A 24985-nucleotide genomic window follows, 5' to 3' on the forward strand; every position below is an offset into this window, starting at 1 on the left:
AACGCTCGCAAGGAAGCGTCGGGCCGTGCCGCTGATGCAGCCTCCTATGGCCGGTTTCAAGCGTTTTGGCTGGCCTAGCGCCCACGTCCGATCACATCAGCGACTCGGCAAGCCCGCTCAATGTCCTCAAGGATGTCATCAAGTTCGACGGCAATCTGAGCAGGCACGCGGGCCTTGATGGCGCACAACCGTGATTGCAGGGTTTCGACTGTCACCGCCGACACCTTCACCATATCCCGGCCCGCGCGCCGAAACTCCTTGAGATAGCCGGGACCACGCGAGAGGAAACGGCAGAAATCCCGCTGCGATTTCACGAGTCCCATCTCGCGCAGCGACCGGTATGTATTTTCCAGGCCTATGCCCAGCATTTCGGACCTCCAAGCTAAATAGTTGGTGAAGAAGCCATCTGCACTGCTTTCTTCGGACACTTGGAGTTTATCATGGAAACCAACGTCATCGAGTCCGCGAATCAACTAATTATTCAGAGGGTCGCTGCCCGTTATTTAGCTCCCGCACAGGAAAGTTACATCTGCGTCATCGAAGGCGCGTGCGTTACAACTCGCCGGTCTTGGAACCGCTATGGCGTCCCCACTGATGCCACCTGCTGGCGGCATGTGTTCGAGCACCCGCAATATGGGTGGTCGTTCGCCGTCCGCAGCGTGTGGCGCGATGAGCGGCTGCACGAGCCAGTGGCCGTACATACAGTCATCACGGACTACTACATCGATGACACCAACCTGATCGGAGACGAAGCAGCCTGTATCCGATCCATTAACGAGTGGATGCAGACGGTGCCACTATGACTGCATGTAGCTGCACTCCCACCGTCCAACCTTCATTCAACGAGTGTTGGAAGGAAGCGATGGTGAATCATTGCCGGGATCTCGGCTTCACTCACGCCCTGACGTTGAGTTGGAACCGGAACGTCGTCCTGTCGGTCGCTAAAAGGCACCTGAAGCTGATCCACCGTAAGGTGGACCGAAAACTGCTTGGATGCCGCTACAACGCAAAACCACGGGACGAGCGCACGCTGGCCGTCTTTGTTTTCGAGGGGCTTAAAACAGGTCACATCCACGTTCATAGCCTGTGGCGCGTTAGAGACCGGCAGCACCTGATCCCGTTCGCTCGTCTGTTTCCGGAAGAGCGTGGTGGAATCTGGAACGGCATCGTTCGAAGCGGATCTTACAAGCTTGCTTTGGTCGATGATCCACACGTCTTCGCTGGCTACGCGCTCAAGGGCCAGCACCCATCGTCGGACGCCCAAGAGATGATCTGGTCGCTCGACTTCCTGCGCGACTAACGACCGACCGTCCTCCCGCGCCGATGAGGCGCATCATCCGCCATTTACCATCGCGCGGGAGTGGTTCGTCCGACATTACGAGAAATCGCAACCGGGACGCAACGGCGACCCGCAAAGCGAAGCTATGCCGATAAACCTAGATCAAACCTTCAACAGTGAGTTTCCAATGAGAATGAAGGAAATTGCCCCTTACCTAGATCCAGAACGAATTTCTCAAGATCTTCTCCAAGCCATTCAGAGAACCTTTGATCGCTCTCCACCGGTTGAGGACCGGAGCCACCTTATTCAAACTATGTACTCTACCGATGATGGTGACATGGACTTGCTCAGCGGAGAGTTCAATGCGCTTGCATCTGGCTGGGGCGCGGCTGATTTCGATCTCGATGATCTAGTAATCGATCCCCTTGAGAAGGAGGAGCAGAAGTTGGAGAACAAGCTTCTTCAACAGAAAATCGAAACGGAGCGGGAGCGCGGAAAATTGATCAAAGCCAAGCGACAGCAAAGTGTGTCCCTTGGATTGGAGGCCAAGGCCAAGGCGGAGACCGCACGCTCATTTTTGCCGTACTGGAAAAAGTAACGGCTTGCTGAGATAGCTTGCGAACCAGCACGCCATTATCTGGCGTCCACTGGAACCTCGATGCGCTTGGCGATCTTAGCGACAGTGGCACGGCTGCATCCAGTCGCCGCCTGGATCTGAGACCACGAAGTACCGGCCCGGAGCATGGATGCAATGCCATTATTGCGGGCTGTGTTTTCCTTGCGTCCGCGATAGAGCCCAAGCATCTTCGCCTTTTCCCGGCCCTGTGCGGTCCTATGTTTTCTATCCTCAAAGTCTTTCCTGGCCACAGCAGCGAGCATATCCAGCATCATTCCATTGATGGCGTCGAACATGCGCGCGGTGAAGTCATTTGCTTTGGCATTCAGCATCATCCAAGAGGTCGGAAGATCAAGTGCCACGACCCGTACCTGACGAGCGGCAAGCTCGGATTTCAGTTTCTCCCAATCTGAAGCGGTAAGGCGCGACAGCCGGTCAACCTGTTCGCAAAGAAGGATGTCACCCGGCAACGCATCAGAAAGCAGCCGGAACAATTCTGGACGGGCAAGCTTCGCGCCGCTTTCATTCTCAATGTAGGTGGCAGCTATGGTGAGGCCATGCTCCGCAGCGAAGGCTTCAACTTGCTCGCGGGCGCGGGTGGCGTCTTGCTGGGATGTAGAAGCGCGCAAATAAGCCCGAACGAACATAAAAGCCTCAATCGGTTCAGTTAGGATGGTTTATATATAGCCAGTTTACTTTGAATGGTCAAGCTTCCGGAAAATGAACCGAACAAGGCTGGTTTGCTTCGTCATGCTTGAACTGAACCACGACAGCTTCCGCAGAAGGCGTTTATTGAACTGCCAAGTTCAACCCATGATAAAGATTGTTCGCATTCTTCATGGTACGAAATCGTACATTTCTGGGTGTCTGGTGACTTGGCAATTGACCTCTCGCCCCAATTTGGAAGGCGAAGGCTATGCCCCACAACATCTCGTTTCAGCCCATGCGTGTGCTCATTGATGGCCATGACAGCGAGGGCAACCTTATCCTTTCGGATGACCAACTTGCTGCCGTGATCGTCCGCCTCGACGGCGAGTACCATGACCCTGAGCATAGTGGGTGGTGGTATCTGGAAGCGGGCTTCGGCAAATGCAGTGTCAGTAATGCTCCCTTGTTCAGAACGCCTAACGAAGCCGGAACCTGGGTTGAAGAAACCTTGATGGGCAAGGTCGTGCGAAATCCGCCCAGGTAAGCTTTGTTGGAGCGGAATGCTGCTCCGCGTCGAACCACAGCGAGGGGCATCCCCACGGACGATCACTGCGCCTGCATAGTATCAGTCTTCGTCGCTCCCTCCCAAGAACGGCAGGACCAGCACGGTCGCACCCTCCTCATCCGTGATGACGAACTCATCCTTCTGCCACTCACGCATCTCACCGTAGACATGCGGCAGCCGTAGCATGTCTCGCACGGTCTCAACGCCAAGCTCTCGCGCCGCGTCTACGTCAGGCAACTCGTCGCCTTCATGGTCAGGGATCAGCACCCCGTCTCGTCTGACGTTGAAGAAGTAGCGCGGCATTGTTACGCCTGTTGGATCAGGCGTTCATACTCGGCTTCGGCCATGCCGTAGGCATCATCTGCCAACTCTTCCAGCTTCTCCCGGTTGAGCACAATGATGCGCCCGCGCTCCGTGCGGATCATCCCGGCTCCTTCCAGCACATGGGTGGCGGTCGTCACCCCAGGACGGCGAACCCCGAGCATGGTCGCGAGAAAGTCATGGGTCAGGGTCAGTTCAAAGCCATCCGTGCGATCATGGGTCATCAGCACCCAGCGGGCCAGCCGCGCCTCCACGTTCAGGCTGGCGTTGGCGAAGGCTGTTTGGCCAGTCTGGATTGTCAGGTAGTACAAATAGCGCCCAAGCAGACCAGACAGCGACGGGCTCCGCTGCACGGCTGATCGCAGATCATCCGCGCTGATCCGCAAGGCTTGTCCATCAGCCTGACACATCATTGCGTGCGGGCTGCGCTCCGCTCCGAAGGCAGCCGCAACATTGCTCATGCCCTCGCGGCCCATCATCCCGACTTCGATCCGGTCATGGGGCATCTTCGCAAGGAGTGAAACTATGCCCTCCTCAATGAAGTGGGCGTGCTGGATCGGCTCACCGGCCTCGATCACCATCTGGCGCAGGGTGAGGTCCATCGGCTCAAGCTGCGGCTGAAGCAGGGCGAAGTCGTCGGGCGAGAGCGCCTTGAGCAGGCGATTGCGAACAGCAGATTGTTGAGGCTGAGACATGCTCTGCTCCCAAGCTGGGGCGGGAGCACTGTCGTGTCTCTCGGTCGCCTGCGCCCGAATAAATCGGCAGACGATATGCAATAGATGGCCCTTGGCTGCGCCCAATACAAGGTCGAGACCTGAATGAGCCACAGAATGTCCGGTTGAATGACCTTTCTCGTGAAATTCAGGGAGGCCCTTGGTCGAGCAATGTCTGTTTTCAGACCCTTTTCCACGACCGCCATTACATGGGTTATCAGGGTAGCATAACATCCTAGCTTAACCACGGCTTCAATTCATGATGTGTAATTTAGGTTCACACCAGCCTCGCTGTTTAATTGCTGAGGATCAGGCGCTGATCGGCATGGGGCTTGAGGCCACCTTGGAGGACATCGGCATCGCCGTTGCGGGGCCGTTCCCGTCGTGCAGCGAGGCCCTTGCCTGGATCGAAGCCGATAGACCCGATGTCGCTATCATTGATTACAAGCTCAGGGATGGCCCCTGTACCGAGCTTGTGACGGCACTTCTTGGGCAGGGCGTACCTGTCGTCATCTATTCTGGCTTTCCACAAGGCTCTGACATTGCACCTGAGCTTTGTGGGCTGACGTGGCTTGAGAAGCCCACCGCCCGTTCAGACCTCCTCGCGGCTATGGCGCGGATTGCACCGGCTATCGCTGATCAAATCACAAGCCCTGCACAATAGCAGCGCGGGCCGAGCGCCTTCCTTTGTAGACCAGAGCAAACATCCGGCCCATCGCGCCGGAAAGCGAGGCGCAATGCCACAGACACTAATCCGGAAACTTGAACAAATTGCTCCGCTTTCTGACGAGGAAAAGCAGGTTCTGAGAGAGGCAGTCGTTCGCACGAAAGATTTGCGCCCTGATGAAGACCTTATTCGGGAGGGCGAACAACCCACTGACTGTCATCTCATTCTCGATGGCGTGCTGTGCCGGTACAAACTCTTGCCAGAGGGTAAGCGCCAGATCACAGGCTTCCAGATTACAGGCGATCTGTGCGACCTATGTGGGCTGGTGATGGGGCGGATGGATCACAGCGTCGGAACCCTGACCCCAGCCAAGGTGGGGATCATCCCGCACCAGACCTTACGCAGGATCATAGAGCGCCATCCCCGCCTTGCCCAAGCCCTCTGGCAGGAAACCCTCATTGACGCCTCGATTGCCCGCGAGTGGATTGCCAATCTCGGGCGGCGCTCGGCTTACCAGCGCCTTGCCCATCTTCTGTGCGAGATGGGTGTGCGTCTGAACGCAGTCGGGCGGGTGGCGGATGGCATGAGCTTCGAGTGGCTAGTGACCCAGGCCGAGATAGCGGATGCAATGGGGTTGTCGAGCGTCCATGTTAATCGCGTGCTTATGCAGCTTCGGAGTGACGGGCTGATTGTCACAAACGACAACACGATCAACGTGCTGGATTGGCAGCGGCTTCAGAAGGTAGGCGAGTTCACCCCGGACTATCTGTTCGTCTCTTCAAGCGATGGGAACGGAAGAGAGCAGCCGCCTGCTGCATAGGTTAAGCTTCTTAATCCAATGCGAGATCACCGGATCAAACCGCCCAAGTTTCTTTATGTCTGTGACGCGCATACCTAGTGAGCGTCCAAGAGCAATCTTAAGTTTATCCAGCGGTGTTGTTATCTCTCAACGAGATTCCTATCGGGTTGCGGAGCAAGTGACCTCAATCACCTGCGTTCCGCACACTCCACCTGGGATGGTCGTGGAGGTCTGCGCGGTAGCGTAGCGTTGGCATTCCCTGTTGACCCAATCCGGCACGGAGCTTCCGCAGGGGAGAACCACGCTGGAATTCGGCGGGCATTTCTTCGGTTCGTTGGTGACGCAGATCCGATAGTTAGCCGTCATCGTCAAAGTTGGTGTGGACCTGTGGATGGTGGCCGGAGGGTCTTGGTTCGGCAGTTGAGGCGGCTGGGCCTGTGGTGGCTGGGGTGGCGAATGAAGCACCGCCTTGGGTTGCTCGACCGCAGCCGGAGCCGCTTGCTGCGAGCCTGAGTCGAAGTGAGTGAAGATGGCCCATGCTCCGCCGACGAGCGTCACGATTGCCGCGCCACCCATAGCAGCGATAGCGCGGTTATGTTCGTCCCGAAGCCAAGCGTACAAGCGTCCAAACATTTACAGGTGCCTAGTTGATCCGCTCGCAACGGCCTTGTGCAAGGGAATGGTTCTTCCCGCTCTCGAACGCGGTGAAGCGCAGATCATCGAAAAGGACGAAGGCTGCATACTGACTGTTGAACCGTATCGTATCCTCTGAGTACGATACGCGTGGTCGGATCTCGGCCTTCATGGCCATGCGAAACTTCTTCCACAAGTGAGGGGGAGCGGCCTGGATCTCGATGAAGAACTTTTCCTCACTCGGGTTAATCTTCCCAACATAAGGTCTCTGCGTCAGGTCAGGGGTGCCGTTGACGACCGGATGCTGAATGCCGACCGCATTTTCGTAGAAACAGAAGTATTTGCCGATGCGTGCTTCCTGCTGTTTCCGAACACACTGTTCATAGCGGTCCCAAAGAGCTTGGTCGTCTTCAAGATTCGGTAAGGCGCAGTCTTGGGCAAAGGCTGCTCCACTAAGACCCGTGAAGACCAGCGCCAGGAAGGCGAGGATAGTACGGTGAGTTGTCATTAAATTCCCCCTGGCAGCATAGGAACCACAAAGATTCGGGGGATGCCAGCCCGTGTGGATAACGGTTGGAACTGACGGGAAGTTGTTCTCGTTTCGTTCGCATTATGCTAGGCGCGGCCATGGTGGATCGTCTGAGCCAGTTTCCATGGGTGATCGTCCGCATCGGGTGCAATCTGTGCAACCGGCAAGGCGCTTATCGCCTTGCCCGTCTGGCCGCAAAGTTTGGCCCTGAGATCCCACTTGACGATTTGCTTGACCGGTTGGCTGCCGATTGTCCTTGGCGTAGAGGCCCTGGCGAACGGCCACCCGGCAAATACCCCCCTAAATGCCATGCCTGCTTTGTGGACCTGATCTTCAACCGGCCTCCACCCGATCTACCGCCACCCATGCGGCGGTTCAGGGTCATTGAGGGTGGCAAGGATTGAGCCGGTGCCACGCCGCAGCCTACACGCTTTGGCAGCTTCACCTGGGCGAAGTTTGAGTTTTAGCCGTTAGGGCAACACTACGGACGTGATGAAGCTTGTGGGCATCTGTCCGTGCTCGCTTCGAAAACCGTCTCGGCAGACGGGTTTCGCCAGTGGCCAGGATTTCGAGACATTCCAGAACATCATCGGGCAAACCCTTGATGGGCTCCGATACTGCCGCAGCCTTGTTCGCTTCTGGCCCAACCTTGACCCTGCCAGCGTGCCGGAACACCGACATAGTCAAGTGCCGCTCGACGTAGGAGCCGAAGAAGGCGTCCCAATTACTGGACATGATCCCCTGTTCCTCAACCCACCATCGGAACAGCCGCGCAATCTTCTGGATGTAAGACGCTTCCCTGCCATCCTCAATCAAAAGGGCAATATGAAAATCTTTTGGTTCCCATTCCGCAGGGAGGGTTTCTTTCTCTAAATCTTGATTTGAAAAATTATTATAATCTCCACGCGCACGAGGCGAGTCACCGTGACGTGCCGGTGACTGGCTTGTGATAGCCTTGGCCGCAGCCCTTGTGGCGCGGTTCCGCCGCTGTTTTTCGGCATTCTTGTCCCGCTCCTGCTGAACGTAGGCGGAGATGATCTCCCGCACCTTGGAGTCCAGGGTGGCGGCATAGATGGCAGCTTCCAGTTCTAACAACGTCATAGCACCCTCTTGGGTGCCTTTGGGCCAAGCGAGAACGTTCCCCGTCTTGACGGGGTAAGGGCAGGGTGTGAAGATCCGGATTGCTAGAGGCGGTCCTCACATGGACTGTCCAAGAGCCCTGAAGCCTGTGGCGGGCTTCGGGGCTCTTCTCGTTTCAAGGCTAGGCCATCGGCACGCTCCTATCACCCTGTATCGGGCAATTGTGAAACATGGAGCGGACTCTCGCCCTTGTAAACCCTTGATTAAATTGATCTTTTCGTTGACGAACCGGGTGAGTTAAATCGTATACCGCATTGGGCGCACAATTGAGATCCTGTGGTCGCCCAGTACGGTGCGGCATTCCTGTAAAACGGGTATTCTCGGAAGAGTCTTCTGAAGTCGCGTCAGATCAGCCGATCTGTGCCTTTGATTCGCGCAATTGATGGCTTGCGTCGCGACAAATACCCCACTGCTCATATGCAAGATTCCGCCTACAGCCTTCACCTCAATCCCGCTCTAGCTTTTGGCCAATGTGCAGGTAATCGGGACTGTACTAGGCTTCGCTAGGAGCGAGCACATCCGTTCAGGCCAAGTGGCTTCCCTATAATTTGCCTGTGATTTGGCAGATTGCCTGTAGTTTACGCCTCTTCCCAATCCTCCACGGAGGGTGCCTCGTTCTGGCTCTTTCGGGCTGTGGCGTAGAAGAGGTAAAAGCCGTTAAACCTCACACCAGCAAGTGCTGCTCGATTGTGGAAGCCGGATGGGGCGGCATCCTGAACATGAAGGATGCGGTCGAAGGACCATGCTTGCGCGACGAAGCTCGGCACTGGACGGTGTTCAGGCACGGCGCAGAATAGTTCGACCCGTTCATTGTTTCGGAAAAGATTGTACGCGCACTCCCGCCTCTCTGGACGGGCGGGTGCTGTTTCATCAGATAACGCCATGGCGCTCCCCCCTACAGACCGCGTGCGCCGACCTATTCTGAGGAACCCACTCTTTGTTGCTGCTGCGGTGGCTCCAAGCGCACACTGCTACCCATGCATATCCAAGGCGTCTTGTCTGTCGGGAATCTTACAAAAATAGCGTTCTATGGGTCACCCCGGCTCCGCCCCCATGTATTGGCAACGCTCCGCGTATGATCCTCTGAGGGGTACGGCATGGTCGCGCTTGAACTTAAGGAGTTGAGCCGCATTGGATCACCAGCATTATCGTGGTCGGGCAAGTTAGGCCGGTTCTGGAGCTTTGAATGAGGAAGAGCAGCAGGGCCAAGCTCAGGCAGGCGTTCCTGCACCTTGAGAATGAGGTGCCGGGAGGAGTGGCGCGACAAGTTCGCAATCTGCGTCATCCCAATGCTCGGTGGGTTCGGCTACCGGTCGGTGTATTGTTCGTGCTCGGCGGTCTGGTTGCGCCGCTGGTTCCTGTTCTTGGGGTCTGGATGATCCCGCTTGGGCTGCTTTTACTCGCCTACGATGTGCCAATCCTACGCAGACCAACAGCGAATTTTACAATCTGGAGCGCGCGCAAGTGGGTTGTTCTAAAAAAACGGTTCAATCAGCGTGTGAGAGGTTCAGCCTGACGAGATCACCCGGCACGCTCCTCAGCACCACCTTAGTACATTGCAAATCACCGCTGCCCGTCTTTGTCGTCCGCTCTAGGAGCACGATCCCCAATGGCGGTCGAAACAGCATCCGACAAACCTCGGGCGGCTTCAGGAAGCCCCTTGGTCATTTCCGTGACCGTTTCAGGCACTCGCCGCAGGGTACGCGGCAGTTCCCGCACTGAGTGGACAGTGGCTTGGCGGTTGCGTGGAAGAAGGCTGTAGAGGATGAAACCCGCGAGTGCGATGCTGCCGCCGATGACAAAGGGGTGAGTGGCAGCAGCTTTGAACGCACCTGATCTCAACTGGCGAAAAGCATAAACCGGCGCTGAAATATGGAGTAGGCTCTCCACATGCTCCAGATTTCTCTCGCTCGTATGAATGGCCAAGTCACAGGATTCATCAGTGTTCCGGTAAATTTCGATACTATTGCGTGCAAAGCCGTTTTCGATCAAACGGCTTTTGATTTTCTCGGCGGCCTCGTGCGACGGAAATTGTGCCCAAACAACAGTTGTGTTCTGCGTCATTAGAAGCTTCCACCAATTGCCGAGGGTTAATTCAGCGTGATGATTGAGGTTCCAAGCTGACATCGGAGCCACACCCGTGGAGCCCGCTTAACCAGCTTGCCTCGCGGTCGATTCTACTGATGGAAGGGCGGGGTCAGTGCCCCGCCGCCGTGGTCAATGACGGGTCGTGTCGCGATTGCGTCGTCCCATGAGACCGGCCAACCCAACCAGACCAAGCAGGCCGATCCAGCCATAGTCAGTGCCGTCATCGTTCTGCGTGGTGTTGGCTCCTCCGCCACCGGGTGCTGGAGCCCCCTGAGCTAGGACGAGGCTAGGACTGGCTGCTAAAAGCACCAATGCAAGGGTAGAGACACGCAGCAAACCGATGTTCATAGGATTTCTCCGGAGTTGTGCAGCCTGAGCTAACCCGTCTCGTGACGTGCAGCAGGCTCCATAAGAACCCAATCCCAACAGGGATGTTCCTCTCTACTCCTTTGGGGAAATAGTGGCTGCTTTTTGACTACGATAGTCAGACAGGAGTAAGCTCCAGAGCGTGAATAGGTTCTGGTTACAATCGGAGTCTCAATCCCGCTCTAGCTTTTGGCCGATGTGCAGGTAATCGGGACTGTACTGGGCCTCCTGCTGAAGGCGCTCCCAATCGTTGATAATCACGGTCTTGCCGCGTGTTGTGATGAGTCCATCAGCCCGAAGGTCTTGGAGCACTCGGTTGACGTGGACGGTGCTCATGCCGAAGGCATCACCCAACTCCCCCTGCGTGATCGGCAACTCATAACTGTCGTCCTTCATCAGGCCCACAGTGTTCAAGCGGTCCCGCATCTCGCAGAAAAAGGTGCATGAGGCGTTCACGGGCCTCCATTTGTCCAAGAGTGGTCATCCATATCCGATGCACGGCAGCATCAATCAGCGTGGTTTGCCAAAGTACACGTGTCAGATACGGGTACTTCTTCGTAACTTCCTTCAAGTCGCTGTGAGCCACCTTGGCCACCGTACAGGCAGTGAGTGCCCCAACCCCGTCGTCTATCCTCTTCAGGAGGAAGCTGTGCAGGTCGGCGAAGTCACCGGGGATGTGAAAGGCCGTGATCTGCCGCTTGCCATCGAGCAAATGCTTGTGGCGGGTCGCGAAGCCCGACACAATGAGGCTGCTGTAATCCGGGGTGCTGCCTTCCGGCACAATGTCCTCCCGTGGCCCAAAGACGACTGTTCGGGATGAGATTTCCCGAAGCACCTGTTTTTCCTCATCGGAGAGAGGACCATGCCGTTCAAGTTTGCCAATCAGCGGGTGGGACATGCTGGCATTCCCCAAGGCCAAGGTTTTCATGGTGATTTAGAGGTGGAGGATGCCACGGCAAGCAATGCCTCGGATAGGCGCGGTGGCAGGGCCTCGATGAAGGGGATCGTCATCAACTCCCGGCCTGTCTCGTCCGCGATGACGATGGCATCATCGAGCAGGTCGTCTTTTCCTTGTTTAATGGCTTCAGCGAGAAGGTCTCGGATGCCATTAAGAGCTTCGGTCCGAGCGGCATCGAGGTTGGGGCGCTCAATCCCTTCCGGGTCTTCGATGAGCCGGTCGCTCTGCCGGATGTGACGGTAATATCGGGGCATGTCCACAAACAAGGGTGTCCCTCCGTTGTTCCGCTATGATTTAGGTGGCGGAATGGCCCGCTCGTGGAACTTTAAAAGTTGCCAATTGGGTTGCTCCTGAACTGCGGCTTCCAGCCTTTCCATCGAGCCATCACACCATCGCCTGTGGTCGCACAATTACCGACTTATGGTCGAGCAGGCCGTTGCGCTCACGGGTCTCGATGAGCTCCCGCTCGGCGCGGGCAACGGTCTGATCGGCCTCCTGGGCCTCCAGGCGCAGGGCCTGGTTCTCTTCCGTGATGTTGCGGGCCCGCTCGGTCTCGATGGCGAGCTGGTTTTCAAGGTCGGCGACGATCGCCTCCTTGTCCTTCACGTTCAGGCGCAGGTCCTCGATGAAGCTGTCCTGCTCGCGGATCTTGGACTCGGCCTTGCGCAGCTGGGATACGGCGGCGTTGAGGTCGTCGACCGTGCGGGCATGGAGGCTGCCGAGATCCCCCAGCTCGCGGCGCAGGCTCTGAGCGGTCTCGGTTTCCTGCTTGAGCACCGCCTCGGTCTCGAGGAGCCGCGACTGGAGCTGCGGATAGCTGCGAATGAGCTCGGTCACCGGCTCGTTCAGGAGAGCGAAATCCTCCTTGAGGCTCCGCAGCTCCTCCAACCGGTCGATCATGTTGGCGAAGCGAACGCGGATCAGCTCGTTCTTCTGGCCGACCGAATCGAGCATGCCATTGGGCCGGACGATGATCGGCTCGGGCTTTTCCGGCGTAGCGGGAGCCGGAAGGGCCGGAGCGGCCGCCGCGCCGCCGCTCTGCGGCTGCGGCAGCAGAGGGACAGACTCGGCCTCATCGGGCTTTTTGCCAAAACGGTTCCTGAAAGACGTCCATCCCGAAGACATGATGCCGGCCCTTACGTCCTGAAATTCATACTTTCCTAACTTTTACCCCAGTCGGGCGCAGTTTTGAAACAAAATTTCGTTGCGTAAGAATGTAGCAGCCTCACTCTGCTGCGATGGTTAACGGCTGACCGGAGCGCTTACCGAATCCCGCCTCCTCCAGGGTTTCAGGCATCGGGCCGCCGGTCGCCCAGTCGAGAAGCTCGACCGTATGGACGATGGGGATTCCGGTGCCCTGCCCGATCTGGGTCATGCAGCCGATATTGCCCGTGGCGATGAGGTCGGGCTTGGTGCGCTCGATATTGGCGACCTTGCGGGCCCGGAGCTGGGCGGCGATCTCGGGCTGCAGCAGGTTGTAGGTGCCGGCCGAGCCGCAGCAGATATGCCCCTCGGGCACGTCCTTCACGGTGAAGCCCGCCTTCTTCAGCAGGGTCTTCGGTTCGGTGCGGATGGCCTGACCGTGCTGCATGGAGCAGGCGGAATGATAGGCCACCACGAGATCCGTCTCCCGCACCGGCTCCATGAGGGTCAGGGACGTGACGTATTCGGTAACGTCCTTGGCGATGGCGGACACGCGGGCCGCCTTCTCGGCATAATCCGGGTCCTCCCGGAACATGAAGCCGTAATCCTTGATCGTGGTGCCGCAGCCGGACGCAGTGATGACGATGGCATCCAGCCCCTCCCCGTCCATCTCGGCGATCCAAGCGTCGATGTTGCGCTTGGCGAAGCCATGGCTTTGCTCGTCCCGGCCCATGTGGTGGACGAGCGCGCCGCAGCAGCCCTCCCCCTTGGGTTGGACCACATCGACGCCGTGGCGGTTGAGGAGGCGGATGGCGGCCTCGTTGAAGCCGGGCTTGAGCACGGGCTGGGCGCAGCCGGACAGGATGGCGACGCGGCCCCGGCGCTCACCATGCGCTTGAAACGTCCCGGGCTGGTCGAAAGGAGAGCGGGCCGGCACCCGCGCCGGCGCCAGCTCGATCATGGCCTGCAGGCGGTTGCCGACCAGCGGCAGCGCGCCGATGAGACCTTTGAGGGGCTTGGCCATCATCGCGGCGCCGAGCGCGAAGCGGAAACGGTTCGGATAGGGCAGCACGGTGGCGAGAACCCAGCGCAGAAGCCGGTCGTGCCAGGGCCGCGTATAGGTGGCCTCGATATAGGCGCGGGCATGATCGACCAAGTGCATGTAATGCACGCCGGACGGGCACGTCGTCATGCAGGACAGGCACGAGAGGCAGCGGTCGATGTGCTTGACCACCTCGGGAGAGGCGGGCTTACCGCTCTCCAGCATGTCCTTCATCAGGTAGATGCGCCCGCGCGGAGAATCAAGCTCGTCCCCGAGCAGCAGGTAGGTTGGGCAGGTCGCCGTGCAGAAGCCGCAATGAACGCAGGTGCGGAGAATCTTCTCCGACGCCGCCATGGCGGGATCTCTCAATTGATCGGGCGTAAAATTGGTTTGCATGACGGATCAAAAATACTTTCTGCCAATAGCCACTATCAGATTACGCTCTTTGCACGCATTGACTACACCCCCGCATACATCCTCCCCGGATTGAGAATCCCGGCCGGATCGAAGGAGGCCTTGATGCCGCGGGTCAGCGTCATCAGCGCGTCGGATTGCGGCTCGAACACGTCGAGGGCCGAGCGCACCTCGGCGGGCGCACGCACAAGTGTGGCGTGGCCGCCATGGGTTCTGGTGGCTTCGCGCAAGACCGAAGCACCGGCATCGCCGTCGACCGGCGTCGAGATCCAGACGAGGCCGCCGCCCCAATCGTAGAACCATTGCGCGTCGAGAGCCTGCGCCACATGCGCGGCCACATCGGGTCCCTTGGTCGGTGCGGTGGAGACGCGCCAGATTGCGCGTTGACTCTGATCGGTTAGGATCGTTGCGTCGCGCACCGATTGCCAGAGCGCCTCGGCGCCCACGCCTTCGAGAATGTCCATGAACCGGAAGCGCTTCAGCAGGCGCTTGAGTTCGTTCATGCGGTAATCGACGGACACCCGGAAGCCTTCGAGCCGGATCAGCGTGCTGCCGCCGCGCCGGTCCCGGTCGGGGAGATGCGCGGCGCCCGTCACATCGAAGGGCGAGCCGAGGGCCATGGACAGGGCCTCGATGGCCTGATTATCGTCGAGGCCGCGGATGACCAGCGTTGCCATGCGCTCCGGTTTCGGGAGCACCTTGAAGGTGACTTCGGTGAGAAAGCCGAGCGTGCCCCAGGAGCCCGCCATGAGCTTCACGAGATCGAGCCCCGTGACGTTCTTCATCACGCGCCCGCCCGACTTCACCACCTCGCCGCGCCCGTTGACGAAGCGCGCGCCGATGAGGCTGTCGCGGGCCGCCCCCGCCATGATCCGGCGCGGGCCGGAGATGTTCATGGCAGCGATCGCCCCGATGGTGGGATCGCCCCTGGTGCCGAGGATCGAACGATAGTCCATCGGCTCGAAGGGCAGCTCTTGTCCCTTTACGGCGAGAACGCGCATGACCTCCAGCACCGGCGTGCCGCTTTTGGCCGAGATCACGAGTTCGGCCGGCTCGTAGAGCGTGATGCCCGACATGGCGGCGGACGAAATCGAGGCATCGGTCTGGTTCGGACGCCCCATGGGCGCCTTGGTGCCGTTACCGGCCACGTTCAGCAACGTGCCCTTGTCGGCCGCGTCGCGGATGATGATGGAGGCGTCCTGCTCGTCGCGGGGGGTGTGAACGGTCACGCGGCGAACCTTCCTTCGAGCGGAAACACTTTTGCCGGGTTGAGGAGCCAGCCGGGATCGAACACGCCGCGCACGCGCATCTGCTGCTCCAGATCGACAGGGTTGAACTGGTAGGTCATGAGGTCGCGCTTCTCGATGCCCACCCCATGCTCGCCGGTGAGACAGCCGCCGACCTCGACGCAGAGTTTCAGGATGTCCTCGCCGGCCTTCTCGGCCTTTTCCATCTCGCCCGGCACGTTGGTGTTGAACATGACAAGCGGATGCAGGTTGCCGTCGCCCGCATGGAATACGTTGGCGACGCCGAGCCCATAGGACTTCACGATCTCGTCGATGCGCTTGAGCACATAAGGCAGCTGGCCGGTCGGGATCGTGCCGTCCATGCAGATGTAGTCGGCGACGCGGCCCGTGGCGCCGAAGGCCGATTTGCGGCCCTTCCAGATCGCCGCGCTCTCGGCCTCCGACTGCGAGACCTTCATGGTCTTGGGCTTGAACGGTTCGGCGATGGCGACAATGCGGCGCAGCATGTCGTCGATCTCCTGGTCCGAGCCCTCGACCTCGACGATCAGCATGGCCTCCACGTCGAGCGGATAACCTGCATGGGCGAAAGCCTCGCAGATCTGGATCGCCGGCTTGTCCATGTATTCGAGCGCCACCGGAATGATGCCCGCGCCGATGATCGCCGCCACGCAGGCGCCCGCATCCTCCGCCTTCTCGAAGCCGAAGAGTGCTGGCCTCGCGCCTTCCGCCGCGCGCAGGATCCGCACCACCGCTTCCGTGACCACGCCGAGCTGGCCTTCCGAGCCGCAGACGAGGCCGAGGATGTCGTAGCCTGCGGCATCGAGATGTTCGCCCCCGATCTCCACCACGGTGCCATCGAGCATCACCAGGGTGACGCCCAGAAGGTTGTTGGTGGTCACGCCGTATTTCAGGCAATGGGCGCCGCCGGAATTCATCGCGATGTTGCCGGCAATCGTGCAGGCGAGCTGGCTCGACGGATCGGGCGCGTAGAAAAAGCCCTCATAGGCCACGGCCTGGCTGATGCCGAGATTGGTGATGCCGGCCTGTACCCGCGCGGTGCGCCCCTCGAAGCTCACATCGAGCACCCGGTTCATCTTGGCGACGCCGAGCACGATGGCGTCCTCCTGCGGGATCGCCCCGCCGCAGAGCGACGTACCGGCCCCGCGCGGCACCACCTTGACTCCATGGTCGTGGCAGAAGCGCATGATGGCCGAGACCTCCTGCGTGGTGGAGGGCAGCACGACCGCGAGCGGCATCTGACGGTAGGCGGTGAGGCCATCCGTTTCGAAGGCGCGGCGCTCATCCTCCGAGACGATCAGGGCCTCCGACGCGACAAGGCGCCCCAGCCCCTCGATGATCTCCCGCCGGCGCGCCAGAACAGCCTGGTCCGGTTTGGGAAATGCAATGGTCATGGAAGCCTCCTTTGAGGATCGTCGCCTGCGCCCGAGGAATGGCTACCTTAACAATAAGGCGGCTTTCCCCGTGAGCTTTTTCCAATAATGTAGAATCTCTCTAAGATGGGACAGGTGTCCAGCAAAGGAGTTTTTGATGCGTTCCTTCGTTCTATCCGCCGCGCTCGTCCTCCTCGGCCTCAATCAGGCCCAGGCTCAGGATGCCGCCGCCGGCGAGAAGGTCTTTGCCCAGTGCCGCGCCTGCCATCAGGTAGGCGAGAACGCCAAGAACGCCGTAGGCCCGGTTCTGAACGGCCTCTTCGGTCGCCCGGCCGGCACGGTGGAAGGTTACAACTACTCCCCGGCCAACAAGAACTCGGGCATCACCTGGGACGAGGCGGTTTTCCGCGAATACATCCAGAACCCGCGCGCCAAGATCCCCGGCACCAAGATGGTCTATGCCGGCCTCAAGGACGAGCAGCGCATCACTGACCTCGTTGCCTATCTCAAGCAGTTCAACGCTCAGGGCCAGAAAGCCACCCAATGAGCGCCATGCCCTTCCCCGCCCGCCCGGAAAAACCTCGGGTGGGTCTGTTCGTCACCTGCCTCGTCGACCTGATGCGCCCCTCCGTGGGTTTCGCCGCCGTGAAGCTTCTGGAGGATGCCGGCTGCACAGTCGAGGCACCGGTCCAGACCTGCTGCGGCCAGCCGGCCTACAACTCCGGCGACCGGGGCACCACGCGCGATCTGGCAATGCGCATGATCGAGGCGTTTCAGGGCTACGACTATGTGGTGGCCCCCTCGGGTTCCTGCGCGGGCATGATCAAGGCCCATTACCCGGAACTGTTCGAGGAGGATCCGAACTGGCGCGCCAAGGCCGACGCTCTCGCAACTAAGACCTATGAGCTCACGAGCTTCCTGGTCGATGTGCTCGGCGTCACGAAGGTAGACGCCTCGTTCAACGGTGCCGTGACCTATCACGATTCCTGCTCGGGCCTGCGGGAGCTCAAGGTGAAGACCCAGCCGCGCAGGCTGCTCGCCAGCGTGGAGGGCCTTACCCTCGTCGAGATGAAGGACAGCGACGTCTGCTGCGGGTTCGGCGGCACCTTCGCGGTGAAGTACAGCGACATCTCCGGCGCCATCGTCGAGGCCAAGGCCAAGAACATCGAGGAGGCTCAGGCCCCAACCGTGCTCGCGGGCGATCTCGGCTGCCTGATGAACATGGCCGGCAAGCTGAGCCGTGACGGCAGGCCCGTTCAGGTGCGTCACGTTGCCGAGGTGCTGGCCGGCATGACCGACGAGCCGCCGATCGGTGCTGCAAAAGCCGATGCGATCAAGTAGACATCATTCATGACCGTTCATTCCACCTCCCCTCAGTTCAAGCAGAATGCCGCGCGGGCGCTGAACGACGATCAGCTGCAGAAGGCGCTCGGCAACGTGAAGCAGGGCTTCATCGACAAGCGCCAGATGGCGGCCGACAAGCTGCCGGAATTCGAGGCGCTGCGGGACTCGGCGCGCGACATCAAGAACCACACGCTGGAACATCTCGACCTCTACCTCGAGGCTTATGAGGAGAAGGTGAAAGCGTCCGGCGGACATGTGCATTTCGCCCGCGACGCGGCAGAGGCCCGCGACATCATCCTGAGCATCTGCCGCGAGACGGGCGCGAAGACGGTGACGAAGGGCAAGTCCATGATCTCGGAAGAGATCGGGATCAACCACCACCTGGAGGCCAACGGCATCACGCCTGTCGAGACCGATCTCGGCGAATACATCATCCAGCTGCGGGGCGAGTTGCCGAGCCACATCATCGCCCCCGCCGTCCACCTCAACGCCACCCAGGTGGAAGAGGATTTCCGGCGCGTTCACACCCATCTCGATGCCAAGCGCGATCTCTCCGAGCCCGTGCAGTTGCTGACCGAAGCACGCGCCGTGCTGCGCGAGCGCTTCCTCGCGGCCGATGTGGGCATTACCGGCGCCAACTTCCTGGTGGCCGAGACCGGCACCTCGATCATCGTCACCAACGAGGGCAACGGCGATCTGACGCAGATCCTGCCCAAGACCCATATCGTGCTCGCGTCCATCGAGAAGCTCGTGCCGACGCTGGAGGACGTGAGCCAGCTCCTGCGCGTGCTCGCCCGCTCGGCGACGGGCCAGGAGCTGTCGGTCTATACCACCTTCTCCACCGGCCCCCGCCGCAGCACGGATGCGGATGGGCCGGAGAACTACCATGTGGTCATCCTCGACAACGGGCGCTCTTCCATGCTCGGCACGGCCTTCGAGGAGATGCTGCGCTGCATCCGCTGCGGCGCCTGCATGAACCATTGCCCGGTCTATCACGCGGTCGGCGGGCACGCCTATGGCTGGGTCTATCCCGGCCCCATGGGCGCGGTGCTCACACCCTCGCTGATCGGCGTCGACAAGGCGGGCCACCTGCCCAATGCCTCCACCTTCTGCGGCCGCTGCGAGAGCGTGTGCCCGGTGCGCATTCCGCTGCCCAAGCTCATGCGCCACTGGCGCGAGCGCGAATTCGAGCGGCACCTGACGCCCGCCACCGTGCGCTCCGGCCTCCAGCTCTGGGGCTTCTTCGCCAAGCGCCCGGCCCTCTATCGCTTCGCAACCCGCGCGGCGATGGGTGCGCTGGCCCTGGCAGGCCGCCAGCGCGGCCGCTTCGCGTGGCTTCCGATGGCGAAAGGCTGGACGAAATACCGGGACTTCCCGGCCCCGCAGGGCGAGACGTTCCAGCAGCGCTGGACGCGCGAGCGCAAGGGAGCCCGCGCATGAGTTCCCGCGACGACATCTTCGGCAACATCCGCCGCTCGCTCGGCGTGAAGGGCACCGAGACGATCCGGCGCCAGATGGTGGAGGATCGCCTGGAGCGCTCGCCCCGGGGCGTGATCCCCAAACGCGGACAGGTTTCCGGCGAGGAGCGGATCGCTCTCTTCAAGACCATGGTCGAGACCTCGCTGGCGACCGTCACAGAGGTCGCTTCCGCGGCGGAGGTGCCGCAATCCATCGCGCTCTTCCTGCGCAACCACAACCTGCCCGCGACCCTGCGCATGGGCGACGATCCGCGCCTGAAAACCATGCCGTGGTCGGATACCACCCTCGACATCGCCCACGGGCCGAGCGAGGGCCGCGACCTCAGCGCGGTGAGCCATGCCTTCGGGGGCATCGCCGAATCCGGCACGCTCGCGATGGTGTCGAGCGCGGACAACCCCTCGACCCTCAACTTCCTGCCCGACAACCACATCGTCGTCGTCTCGGCCAAGGACATCGCCAGCGACTACGAATCCGTCTGGAACCGGGTACGCTTCGCCTATGGCAAGGGCTCGATGCCGCGCACGGTGAACTGGATCACCGGCCCGTCCCGCTCCGGCGACATCGAGCAGACGCTTCTGCTCGGTGCGCATGGACCGAGGCGGCTGCATGTGGTGGTGGTGCGGGAGTGAGGTCAAATCTCAAGCCGCATTGCTGCATGGCGCGCAGCGGCGTCATAACCTTCTCTCGTCATCACCGGCCTTGTGCCGGTGATCCACGTCTTTGCCACCCACCCTCTCCATCCTCATCCTGAGGAGCAGAGAGAGGCAAACTGCTTGAAGGTGTGGATGGCCGGCACAAAGCCAGCCATGACGAGGTGAGTGTCATCCCCGGCGCACGAAGTGCGGGAAGGGGATCCACGATCAGGCTCAGCGCTATGAATTCCCTTTCCCTCCGCTGCGCATCCTTCCGGGAATGACACTGCCCCCTTTCCGCACGGGGCAGCCGCGCAGAACGTTCATGCCCCAGCCTTCTAAGGAACCGGCAGTCGACAAGCCCTCCAGCTGAGCCATAATCTCTTGGCAATGCAGGTGGAACGCTTGGAGACACGCATGTCCATCCCGACCCTGATCTTCCGCACCATCCGCTGGTCGGCCTGGGACGGCTGCGAGGCGGGGCTGGAACATTTGGATGTGCGCCCGGCCGATGGCGGGCTCGACATCTCCGGCGTGGTGATCGCCCAGGAGGAGGACGCCCAGTTCGGCCTTTCCTATCGCCTGAAGCTCGATGCCCTGTGGCACACGAAGGAGGTCCAGTTAAGAACCACTTCGGGCCATGTGCTGCATCTGGAAAGCGATGGTCGGGGACATTGGCAGGAAAACGGCCGAGACCGGCCGGATCTCCAGGGCTGCATCGACGTCGATATCCAGGCTACCCCGATCACGAACACCCTGCCGATCCGGCGCCTCGACCTGGACACCGGCGAGAGCATGGAGATCCGCCTCTGCTACATCACCCTGCCGGATCTGACTGTCTTTGCCTCGAACCAGCGCTACACCGCGATTGAGGCAGGCTCGCTTTATCGCTTCGAGAGCCTGGAGGACGACTTTACCGCGGACCTGCCGGTGGATGAGGACGGGTTCGTGCTCGACTACCCCGGCTTGTTCAAGCGCCTCGGCTGACCTGACTTTCCCCGCCGTGACATCTGGGCACAGGAGATAGCGCTGGCGCACACCTGTCTTTTCAGCTAAGTCTTTGAAATCGCATGTAGTTTTTAGTAATTCTAAACTAGAACACCAAATGATCGTCTGCTCCTGCAACATCCTCTCCGACGGTGATGTCAAAGCCTGCCTGAAGCCGGGACCGGATTGTCCCCGCACCCCGGCGCAGGTCTATCGTTGTCTCGGCTGCAGCCCCAATTGCGGGCGCTGCGCCCGGACGATCCGTGCCATCATGGATCAGGCCCTGACTGCGGCGGGCGTGGAGCCCATTGCCGCCTGCAACCGCGGCTGCTGCCCGACAACGCTGGAAAAAGCGGCCGCCGAACCCACCCTTTGAACAAAGGGGCTTCCACCCTAGTTCACAAATCCTCTAAGGAATGATCCGGCGCATCGGCGCCGTTTGGACGAGAGGGTAGGATGAAGGGTGATCCCAAGGTAATCGAGTATCTCAATCGCGGCCTGCGCAGCGAGCTGACGGCGGTCAACCAGTACTGGCTGCACTACCGGCTCCTGGACGACTGGGGCTACAAGGAGCTTGCGAAGACCTGGCGCAAGGAATCCATCGAGGAGATGCACCACGCGGATCGCTTCATCGAGCGCATCATCTTCCTTGAGGGCTTTGCCAACCTGCAGGTGCTTGATCCCCTGCGCATTGGCCAGAACATCCAGGAAATCCTCGAATCCGACCTCGCGGCCGAATACGAAGCCCGCAATCTCTACGGCGAGGCTGCCGCCTATTGCGACAGCATCGGCGACCGGGTGTCGAAGAATCTGTTCGAAGAGCTGATGGCGGACGAGGAAGGCCACATCGACTTCCTCGAGACCCAGATCAACCTCGTCGAGCAGATCGGCGTCGAGCTCTACGCCCAGAAGCATATCGGCGGGCTGGACGACGATCACTAAGCCCTCGCTCCACGAAACCAACCTCATCCTGAGGAGGCGCAGAGCGCCGTCTCGAAGGAGATTCTAGAGAGCACCGGAGACGCCCTACCCTTCGAGACGGATTGCTCACGCAATCTTCCTCAGGATGAGGCTTCTGGAGGAACTGAAGGCCCGCCACTGGCGGGCCTTTTGCTTGTCAGGTTGACTTCTTCAGGTTGACTTGGCGAGCTTGCCGGGCTCCTCGATGGAGGCGATGGGCAAGGTTACCAGCCGCAGTTCCGGATCGTCGGGATCGATCCGGATCGAGAAGCCGAGGCTGCGGCACATGTCGAGCATGGTGGAGTTCTCGCGCAGCACCTGGCCCTCGACCTCGCGCAGGCCCTCCGCCTTCGCCCACTCGATCATGAGCCGCATCAGCTCCCAGCCGAGACCAAGCCCCTTCAGATCGGAGCGGAGCAGGATGCCGTATTCCCCGGTCTCGTGGTTCGCGTCCGCATGGAGGCGCACCGCGCCCATCATCTCGCCCGTCTCCCCGTCGAAGGCCACAAACGCGATCGCGCGGGCGTAATCGAGCTGGGTTAGGCGGGCTAGGAAGGTGTGGCTGAAGTCCCGTACCGGCGCGAAGAAGCGCAGGCGCAGATCCTCCGGGGTGATCTTCTCGAAGAAGCGCCGGAACTCGTCCTCGTCCTCCGGGCGCACAGGCCGTACGAAGGCATTTTTGCCATTGCGCAGCCCGATGGTGCGCTCCCATTCCTTAGGATAGGGCCGCACCGCAAAGCGTGGATGGCCGCTGGCCTTGCGGGTCTCGGGCGCAACCGCCACGCGGGCATCGACGGCGATCACGCCGGTCTCGTCAGCCAGCAGCGGGTTGATGTCGAGCTCGCGGATCTCGGGGATGTCGGCTGCCATCTGGGCGAGCTTCACGAGGGTCAGGGCAATCGCCCCCTCGTCGGCCGCCGGAACGTCGCGATAGGCTTTGAGGCGGCGCGACACGCGGGTGCGGGCGATGAGATCATGCGCGAGCTTCAGGTCGAGGGGCGGCAGGGCCAGGGCCTTGTCGTTGATCACCTCCACGGCGGTGCCGCCGCGCCCGAAGAGCACCACGGGACCGAAGGACGGATCGTCGGCAATGCCCATGATCAGTTCGCGGGCCTTGGTTCGGCGCACCATCGGCTGCACCGTGACGCCGGTGACATGCGCCCCGGGCTTCAGGCGTGCCGCGCGCTCAAAGATGTCGGCGGCGGCTCTTCGCACCGCCTCCTCGGTGGTGAGATCGAGCTTCACGCCGCCGATGTCCGACTTGTGCACGATGTCCGGCGAGAGAACCTTCACGGCAACCGTTCCACCCTCCGCGATGATCGGGCGTGCGGCTTCCGCGGCCTCCTCCGGGGTCGTCGCGAGCACGACCGGCGCGGTGGGGATGTCGTAGCTTTTTAGCAGCGCATTGACCTCAAGCGGATCGAGCCAGCGGCGGTTCTGCGACACCACGTGATCAACGATGGCGCGGGCGGCTTCCGGATCCGGCTCGAAATCGTGCGGCAGGTCGTCGGGCGTCTCCATCAGCTGGTTCTGCGCCTCGCGGTAACGCACGAGCTGCATGAACCCGCGCACCGCATCGGCCTCCGTGGCGAAATGCGGAATGCGGGCCTCTTCAAACACCCGGGCGGATTCCGGATCCTCGCCAATCCAGGCGGCGAAGACGGGCTTCTGCCGGTAGCCCCTCGCCCGGTCCTTCTTCACAACATTCACAACGGAAGAGGCCACCTCCGAGGCCCCGGCGACGGCCGTCGGCACGTTGAGGATGAGAACCGCGTCGTTTTCCGGGTCAGTGAGCAGCGCCTCCAGGGCTCCCGCATAACGCTCAGGATCCGCATCGCCGATGATGTCGATCGGGTTCGCCTTCGACCAGGTCGGTGGCAGGATAGCATCGAGCGAATTGCGGGTGGCTTCTGAGATCGCGGCCAGCGTTCCGCCGAGATCCACCAGCCGGTCGACGGCGAGAACCCCGATGCCACCGCCATTGGTCAGAACTGCCAGTCGATTGCCAGGGAAAGGCTTCTGCCGTCCCAGCGTTTCCGCAGCGGCGAAGAGCTGGTCGAGATCAAGCACGCGCAACAGGCCGGCCCGGCGGAAGGCCGCGTCATAGACCGCGTCGGAGCCCGCCAGCGCACCCGTATGCGTCGCGGCCGCCTTCGCTCCTTGCGCATGCCGCCCAGCCTTGATCACCACCACGGGCTTCACACGCGCTGCAGCGCGGGCCGCGGACATGAACTTCTTCGCGTTGTCGATGGACTCGATGTAGAGCAGGATCGCCCGCGTGCCGCTGTCGGCAGAGAAGAAATCGAGGCAATCGCTGAAGTCCACATCGACCTTGTCGCCAAGCGACACGATGGCCGAGAAGCCCACATTCCGCTGCGCGGCCCATTCCACGAGTCCAGCCGCGATGGCGCCCGACTGGGACACGAGCGCCAGATCGCCGGGCTTGGCGCTATGAGCCGCAAAGCTCGCGTTCATCTTCGCCCGGGGAGCGAGCACGCCAATGCAGTTGGGTCCGACGATGCGAAGCCCATGGGCACGCGCCGCAATCCGAACCTGCTCGCTTAAGGAACCCTCGCCATAGCCCATGCCGGCCGTTGCCACGATGGCGACGCTCACACCGACACGCCCGGCCTCCTCGATCACGCCGAGCACCCTTTCCGGGGGCACCGCAACAACGACGAGATCGGGAACCTCCGGAAGCTCTGCCAAGGAGGGAAAGCACGGCCTCCCTTCGATCTCCACATGGTGGGGATTGACGGACACGATGTCTCCCTCGAACCCCCCGGCAATGAGATTGCGCAGGAAGGTCAGGCCGAGGGAGCCGGGTCGGGGGCTCGCGCCGACAACCGCGATGGAGCGTGGGGCGAGCATCTTGTCGAGGCGATAGGTGGACATAAGGATCCTTCGTCTCGTGGACATTCCGGGGCAGAGTAGGCCACCAGAACCTATTGCGGCCAGCTATAAGCGCAAGTCACCCCGGCGGCTTTGATCCATCGCACAGGATCACGAGCAGGTGTCAGCCGC

Annotated in this window: 31 protein-coding genes; 14 read left to right on the plus strand and 17 right to left on the minus strand. The window is 60.8% G+C overall.

The window, feature by feature from the left end:
* Positions 1 to 74: 74 nt before the first annotated feature.
* Entirely contained in the window at positions 75 to 428 is a 354-nt protein-coding gene (locus JQC81_RS02695; RefSeq protein WP_203270175.1) for a DUF6626 family protein, read from the minus strand.
* A 12-nt stretch (positions 429 to 440) separates the two neighbouring features.
* Between JQC81_RS02695 and JQC81_RS02700 the strand changes: the two genes are divergently transcribed.
* The 3 genes from JQC81_RS02700 (at position 441) to JQC81_RS02710 (ending at position 1877) form a co-directional block, all read left to right on the plus strand.
* A complete protein-coding gene (locus tag JQC81_RS02700; protein WP_203270176.1) occupies positions 441 to 803 on the plus strand; it encodes a hypothetical protein in 363 nt (120 codons plus the stop codon).
* Positions 804 to 862: 59 nt separating this feature from the next.
* Positions 863 to 1300, plus strand: coding sequence for a hypothetical protein (locus tag JQC81_RS02705; RefSeq protein WP_203270177.1), 438 nt, complete (start codon positions 863 to 865; stop codon positions 1298 to 1300).
* A 166-nt stretch (positions 1301 to 1466) separates the two neighbouring features.
* A complete protein-coding gene (locus JQC81_RS02710) occupies positions 1467 to 1877 on the plus strand; it encodes a hypothetical protein (protein WP_203270178.1) in 411 nt (136 codons plus the stop codon).
* Positions 1878 to 1912: 35 nt separating this feature from the next.
* On the opposite strand, the gene JQC81_RS02715 is transcribed toward JQC81_RS02710, so the two are convergent.
* A complete protein-coding gene (locus JQC81_RS02715; RefSeq protein ID WP_203270179.1) occupies positions 1913 to 2542 on the minus strand; it encodes a recombinase family protein in 630 nt (209 codons plus the stop codon).
* A 269-nt stretch (positions 2543 to 2811) separates the two neighbouring features.
* On the opposite strand from JQC81_RS02715, the gene JQC81_RS02720 reads away from it, so the two are divergent.
* A complete protein-coding gene (locus JQC81_RS02720) occupies positions 2812 to 3087 on the plus strand; it encodes a hypothetical protein (protein ID WP_203270180.1) in 276 nt (91 codons plus the stop codon).
* 81 nt (positions 3088 to 3168) lie between these two features.
* On the opposite strand, the gene JQC81_RS02725 is transcribed toward JQC81_RS02720, so the two are convergent.
* Both JQC81_RS02725 and JQC81_RS02730 read right to left on the minus strand, forming a co-directional pair.
* Complete coding sequence (locus JQC81_RS02725; protein ID WP_203270181.1) at positions 3169 to 3411, minus strand: DUF6894 family protein; 243 nt, start codon at positions 3409 to 3411, stop codon at positions 3169 to 3171.
* Between the two features lie 2 nt (positions 3412 to 3413).
* On the minus strand, positions 3414 to 4124 hold the full coding sequence (locus tag JQC81_RS02730; RefSeq protein WP_203270182.1) for a Crp/Fnr family transcriptional regulator: 711 nt from the start codon (positions 4122 to 4124) through the stop codon (positions 3414 to 3416).
* A gap of 277 nt (positions 4125 to 4401) precedes the next feature.
* On the opposite strand from JQC81_RS02730, the gene JQC81_RS02735 reads away from it, so the two are divergent.
* Together JQC81_RS02735 and JQC81_RS02740 are read left to right on the plus strand one after the other, a co-directional pair.
* Complete coding sequence (locus JQC81_RS02735; RefSeq protein WP_203270183.1) at positions 4402 to 4806, plus strand: response regulator; 405 nt, start codon at positions 4402 to 4404, stop codon at positions 4804 to 4806.
* Positions 4763 to 5629 (plus strand): Crp/Fnr family transcriptional regulator, encoded by an 867-nt coding sequence (locus tag JQC81_RS02740; RefSeq protein WP_246520174.1) that lies wholly within the window; start codon positions 4763 to 4765, stop codon positions 5627 to 5629. Before JQC81_RS02735 ends, JQC81_RS02740 begins: the two co-directional genes overlap by 44 nt.
* A gap of 622 nt (positions 5630 to 6251) precedes the next feature.
* On the opposite strand, the gene JQC81_RS02745 is transcribed toward JQC81_RS02740, so the two are convergent.
* The 3 genes from JQC81_RS02745 to JQC81_RS02755 all read right to left on the minus strand — a co-directional run bounded on the left by JQC81_RS02745 (position 6252) and on the right by JQC81_RS02755 (position 8794).
* Complete coding sequence (locus JQC81_RS02745; RefSeq protein WP_203270184.1) at positions 6252 to 6749, minus strand: hypothetical protein; 498 nt, start codon at positions 6747 to 6749, stop codon at positions 6252 to 6254.
* A 462-nt stretch (positions 6750 to 7211) separates the two neighbouring features.
* A complete protein-coding gene (locus JQC81_RS02750) occupies positions 7212 to 7871 on the minus strand; it encodes a hypothetical protein (RefSeq protein ID WP_203270185.1) in 660 nt (219 codons plus the stop codon).
* 617 nt (positions 7872 to 8488) lie between these two features.
* A complete protein-coding gene (locus tag JQC81_RS02755) occupies positions 8489 to 8794 on the minus strand; it encodes a hypothetical protein (protein ID WP_203270186.1) in 306 nt (101 codons plus the stop codon).
* A 302-nt stretch (positions 8795 to 9096) separates the two neighbouring features.
* On the opposite strand from JQC81_RS02755, the gene JQC81_RS02760 reads away from it, so the two are divergent.
* Complete coding sequence (locus JQC81_RS02760; RefSeq protein WP_203270187.1) at positions 9097 to 9426, plus strand: hypothetical protein; 330 nt, start codon at positions 9097 to 9099, stop codon at positions 9424 to 9426.
* A gap of 47 nt (positions 9427 to 9473) precedes the next feature.
* Here JQC81_RS02760 and JQC81_RS02765 read toward each other — a convergent pair whose 3' ends face one another.
* The 9 genes from JQC81_RS02765 to JQC81_RS02805 form a co-directional block, all read right to left on the minus strand.
* A complete protein-coding gene (locus tag JQC81_RS02765) occupies positions 9474 to 9974 on the minus strand; it encodes a hypothetical protein (RefSeq protein WP_203270188.1) in 501 nt (166 codons plus the stop codon).
* Positions 9975 to 10127: 153 nt separating this feature from the next.
* Positions 10128 to 10346 carry a WGxxGxxG family protein gene (locus tag JQC81_RS02770; protein WP_203270189.1) on the minus strand — a complete coding sequence of 73 codons (219 nt, stop codon included), beginning with the start codon at positions 10344 to 10346 and terminating at the stop codon, positions 10128 to 10130.
* A 189-nt stretch (positions 10347 to 10535) separates the two neighbouring features.
* Positions 10536 to 10760, minus strand: coding sequence for a Crp/Fnr family transcriptional regulator (locus JQC81_RS02775; RefSeq protein WP_246520175.1), 225 nt, complete (start codon positions 10758 to 10760; stop codon positions 10536 to 10538).
* Positions 10741 to 11262, minus strand: coding sequence for a Crp/Fnr family transcriptional regulator (locus tag JQC81_RS02780; RefSeq protein ID WP_203270191.1), 522 nt, complete (start codon positions 11260 to 11262; stop codon positions 10741 to 10743). The genes JQC81_RS02775 and JQC81_RS02780 overlap by 20 nt, the downstream gene beginning before the upstream one ends.
* Before the next feature lie 26 nt (positions 11263 to 11288).
* The gene (locus tag JQC81_RS02785) at positions 11289 to 11576 is read right to left on the minus strand and encodes a DUF6894 family protein (protein ID WP_203270192.1); all 288 of its coding nucleotides are present in this window, start codon (positions 11574 to 11576) and stop codon (positions 11289 to 11291) included.
* 130 nt (positions 11577 to 11706) lie between these two features.
* Positions 11707 to 12447 carry a hypothetical protein gene (locus JQC81_RS02790; protein WP_203270193.1) on the minus strand — a complete coding sequence of 247 codons (741 nt, stop codon included), beginning with the start codon at positions 12445 to 12447 and terminating at the stop codon, positions 11707 to 11709.
* Between the two features lie 100 nt (positions 12448 to 12547).
* Positions 12548 to 13903 (minus strand): glycolate oxidase subunit GlcF, encoded by a 1356-nt coding sequence (gene glcF / locus JQC81_RS02795; RefSeq protein WP_203270194.1) that lies wholly within the window; start codon positions 13901 to 13903, stop codon positions 12548 to 12550.
* Positions 13904 to 13965: 62 nt separating this feature from the next.
* Positions 13966 to 15150 carry a glycolate oxidase subunit GlcE gene (gene glcE / locus JQC81_RS02800; protein WP_203270195.1) on the minus strand — a complete coding sequence of 395 codons (1185 nt, stop codon included), beginning with the start codon at positions 15148 to 15150 and terminating at the stop codon, positions 13966 to 13968.
* Entirely contained in the window at positions 15147 to 16580 is a 1434-nt protein-coding gene (locus JQC81_RS02805; protein ID WP_203270196.1) for an FAD-linked oxidase C-terminal domain-containing protein, read from the minus strand. The genes glcE and JQC81_RS02805 overlap by 4 nt, the downstream gene beginning before the upstream one ends.
* Before the next feature lie 136 nt (positions 16581 to 16716).
* On the opposite strand from JQC81_RS02805, the gene JQC81_RS02810 reads away from it, so the two are divergent.
* From JQC81_RS02810 to bfr, 7 genes are all read left to right on the plus strand, one after another.
* On the plus strand, positions 16717 to 17106 hold the full coding sequence (locus JQC81_RS02810; protein ID WP_203270197.1) for a c-type cytochrome: 390 nt from the start codon (positions 16717 to 16719) through the stop codon (positions 17104 to 17106).
* On the plus strand, positions 17103 to 17900 hold the full coding sequence (locus tag JQC81_RS02815; RefSeq protein WP_203270198.1) for a (Fe-S)-binding protein: 798 nt from the start codon (positions 17103 to 17105) through the stop codon (positions 17898 to 17900). The genes JQC81_RS02810 and JQC81_RS02815 overlap by 4 nt, the downstream gene beginning before the upstream one ends.
* Before the next feature lie 9 nt (positions 17901 to 17909).
* The gene (locus JQC81_RS02820; RefSeq protein ID WP_203270199.1) at positions 17910 to 19343 is read left to right on the plus strand and encodes a LutB/LldF family L-lactate oxidation iron-sulfur protein; all 1434 of its coding nucleotides are present in this window, start codon (positions 17910 to 17912) and stop codon (positions 19341 to 19343) included.
* Positions 19340 to 20011: a LutC/YkgG family protein gene (locus JQC81_RS02825; protein WP_203270200.1), complete on the plus strand. Its 672-nt coding sequence runs from the start codon at positions 19340 to 19342 to the stop codon at positions 20009 to 20011. The genes JQC81_RS02820 and JQC81_RS02825 overlap by 4 nt, the downstream gene beginning before the upstream one ends.
* Before the next feature lie 420 nt (positions 20012 to 20431).
* Positions 20432 to 21001, plus strand: coding sequence for a putative glycolipid-binding domain-containing protein (locus JQC81_RS02830; RefSeq protein ID WP_203270201.1), 570 nt, complete (start codon positions 20432 to 20434; stop codon positions 20999 to 21001).
* A gap of 118 nt (positions 21002 to 21119) precedes the next feature.
* Complete coding sequence (locus JQC81_RS02835) at positions 21120 to 21377, plus strand: (2Fe-2S)-binding protein (protein WP_203270202.1); 258 nt, start codon at positions 21120 to 21122, stop codon at positions 21375 to 21377.
* An 80-nt stretch (positions 21378 to 21457) separates the two neighbouring features.
* Positions 21458 to 21943 (plus strand): bacterioferritin, encoded by a 486-nt coding sequence (bfr, locus tag JQC81_RS02840; RefSeq protein ID WP_201861607.1) that lies wholly within the window; start codon positions 21458 to 21460, stop codon positions 21941 to 21943.
* A gap of 189 nt (positions 21944 to 22132) precedes the next feature.
* Here bfr and JQC81_RS02845 read toward each other — a convergent pair whose 3' ends face one another.
* Positions 22133 to 24856 (minus strand): bifunctional acetate--CoA ligase family protein/GNAT family N-acetyltransferase, encoded by a 2724-nt coding sequence (locus JQC81_RS02845; protein ID WP_203270203.1) that lies wholly within the window; start codon positions 24854 to 24856, stop codon positions 22133 to 22135.
* Positions 24857 to 24985: the final 129 nt, after the last annotated feature.

This window comes from Microvirga arabica (assembly GCF_016811235.1).
Lineage (GTDB): Bacteria > Pseudomonadota > Alphaproteobacteria > Rhizobiales > Beijerinckiaceae > Microvirga > Microvirga arabica.

Coding starts and splice junctions, on each gene's coding strand:
- JQC81_RS02745 (WP_203270184.1), bottom strand. CDS start 6,749: ATGACAACTCACCGTACTATCCTCGCCTTCCTGGCGCTGGTCTTCACG.
- JQC81_RS02835 (WP_203270202.1), top strand. CDS start 21,120: ATGATCGTCTGCTCCTGCAACATCCTCTCCGACGGTGATGTCAAAGCC.
- JQC81_RS02790 (WP_203270193.1), bottom strand. CDS start 12,447: ATGTCTTCGGGATGGACGTCTTTCAGGAACCGTTTTGGCAAAAAGCCC.
- JQC81_RS02830 (WP_203270201.1), top strand. CDS start 20,432: ATGTCCATCCCGACCCTGATCTTCCGCACCATCCGCTGGTCGGCCTGG.
- JQC81_RS02755 (WP_203270186.1), bottom strand. CDS start 8,794: ATGGCGTTATCTGATGAAACAGCACCCGCCCGTCCAGAGAGGCGGGAG.
- JQC81_RS02820 (WP_203270199.1), top strand. CDS start 17,910: ATGACCGTTCATTCCACCTCCCCTCAGTTCAAGCAGAATGCCGCGCGG.
- JQC81_RS02700 (WP_203270176.1), top strand. CDS start 441: ATGGAAACCAACGTCATCGAGTCCGCGAATCAACTAATTATTCAGAGG.
- JQC81_RS02710 (WP_203270178.1), top strand. CDS start 1,467: ATGAGAATGAAGGAAATTGCCCCTTACCTAGATCCAGAACGAATTTCT.
- JQC81_RS02780 (WP_203270191.1), bottom strand. CDS start 11,262: ATGTCCCACCCGCTGATTGGCAAACTTGAACGGCATGGTCCTCTCTCC.
- JQC81_RS02775 (WP_246520175.1), bottom strand. CDS start 10,760: ATGAAGGACGACAGTTATGAGTTGCCGATCACGCAGGGGGAGTTGGGT.
- JQC81_RS02705 (WP_203270177.1), top strand. CDS start 863: ATGGTGAATCATTGCCGGGATCTCGGCTTCACTCACGCCCTGACGTTG.
- JQC81_RS02725 (WP_203270181.1), bottom strand. CDS start 3,411: ATGCCGCGCTACTTCTTCAACGTCAGACGAGACGGGGTGCTGATCCCT.
- JQC81_RS02785 (WP_203270192.1), bottom strand. CDS start 11,576: ATGCCCCGATATTACCGTCACATCCGGCAGAGCGACCGGCTCATCGAA.
- JQC81_RS02825 (WP_203270200.1), top strand. CDS start 19,340: ATGAGTTCCCGCGACGACATCTTCGGCAACATCCGCCGCTCGCTCGGC.
- glcF (WP_203270194.1), bottom strand. CDS start 13,903: ATGCAAACCAATTTTACGCCCGATCAATTGAGAGATCCCGCCATGGCG.
- JQC81_RS02805 (WP_203270196.1), bottom strand. CDS start 16,580: ATGACCATTGCATTTCCCAAACCGGACCAGGCTGTTCTGGCGCGCCGG.
- JQC81_RS02770 (WP_203270189.1), bottom strand. CDS start 10,346: ATGAACATCGGTTTGCTGCGTGTCTCTACCCTTGCATTGGTGCTTTTA.
- JQC81_RS02845 (WP_203270203.1), bottom strand. CDS start 24,856: ATGTCCACCTATCGCCTCGACAAGATGCTCGCCCCACGCTCCATCGCG.
- JQC81_RS02765 (WP_203270188.1), bottom strand. CDS start 9,974: ATGACGCAGAACACAACTGTTGTTTGGGCACAATTTCCGTCGCACGAG.
- JQC81_RS02720 (WP_203270180.1), top strand. CDS start 2,812: ATGCCCCACAACATCTCGTTTCAGCCCATGCGTGTGCTCATTGATGGC.
- JQC81_RS02810 (WP_203270197.1), top strand. CDS start 16,717: ATGCGTTCCTTCGTTCTATCCGCCGCGCTCGTCCTCCTCGGCCTCAAT.
- JQC81_RS02760 (WP_203270187.1), top strand. CDS start 9,097: ATGAGGAAGAGCAGCAGGGCCAAGCTCAGGCAGGCGTTCCTGCACCTT.
- bfr (WP_201861607.1), top strand. CDS start 21,458: ATGAAGGGTGATCCCAAGGTAATCGAGTATCTCAATCGCGGCCTGCGC.
- JQC81_RS02735 (WP_203270183.1), top strand. CDS start 4,402: ATGATGTGTAATTTAGGTTCACACCAGCCTCGCTGTTTAATTGCTGAG.
- JQC81_RS02730 (WP_203270182.1), bottom strand. CDS start 4,124: ATGTCTCAGCCTCAACAATCTGCTGTTCGCAATCGCCTGCTCAAGGCG.
- JQC81_RS02815 (WP_203270198.1), top strand. CDS start 17,103: ATGAGCGCCATGCCCTTCCCCGCCCGCCCGGAAAAACCTCGGGTGGGT.
- JQC81_RS02715 (WP_203270179.1), bottom strand. CDS start 2,542: ATGTTCGTTCGGGCTTATTTGCGCGCTTCTACATCCCAGCAAGACGCC.
- JQC81_RS02750 (WP_203270185.1), bottom strand. CDS start 7,871: ATGACGTTGTTAGAACTGGAAGCTGCCATCTATGCCGCCACCCTGGAC.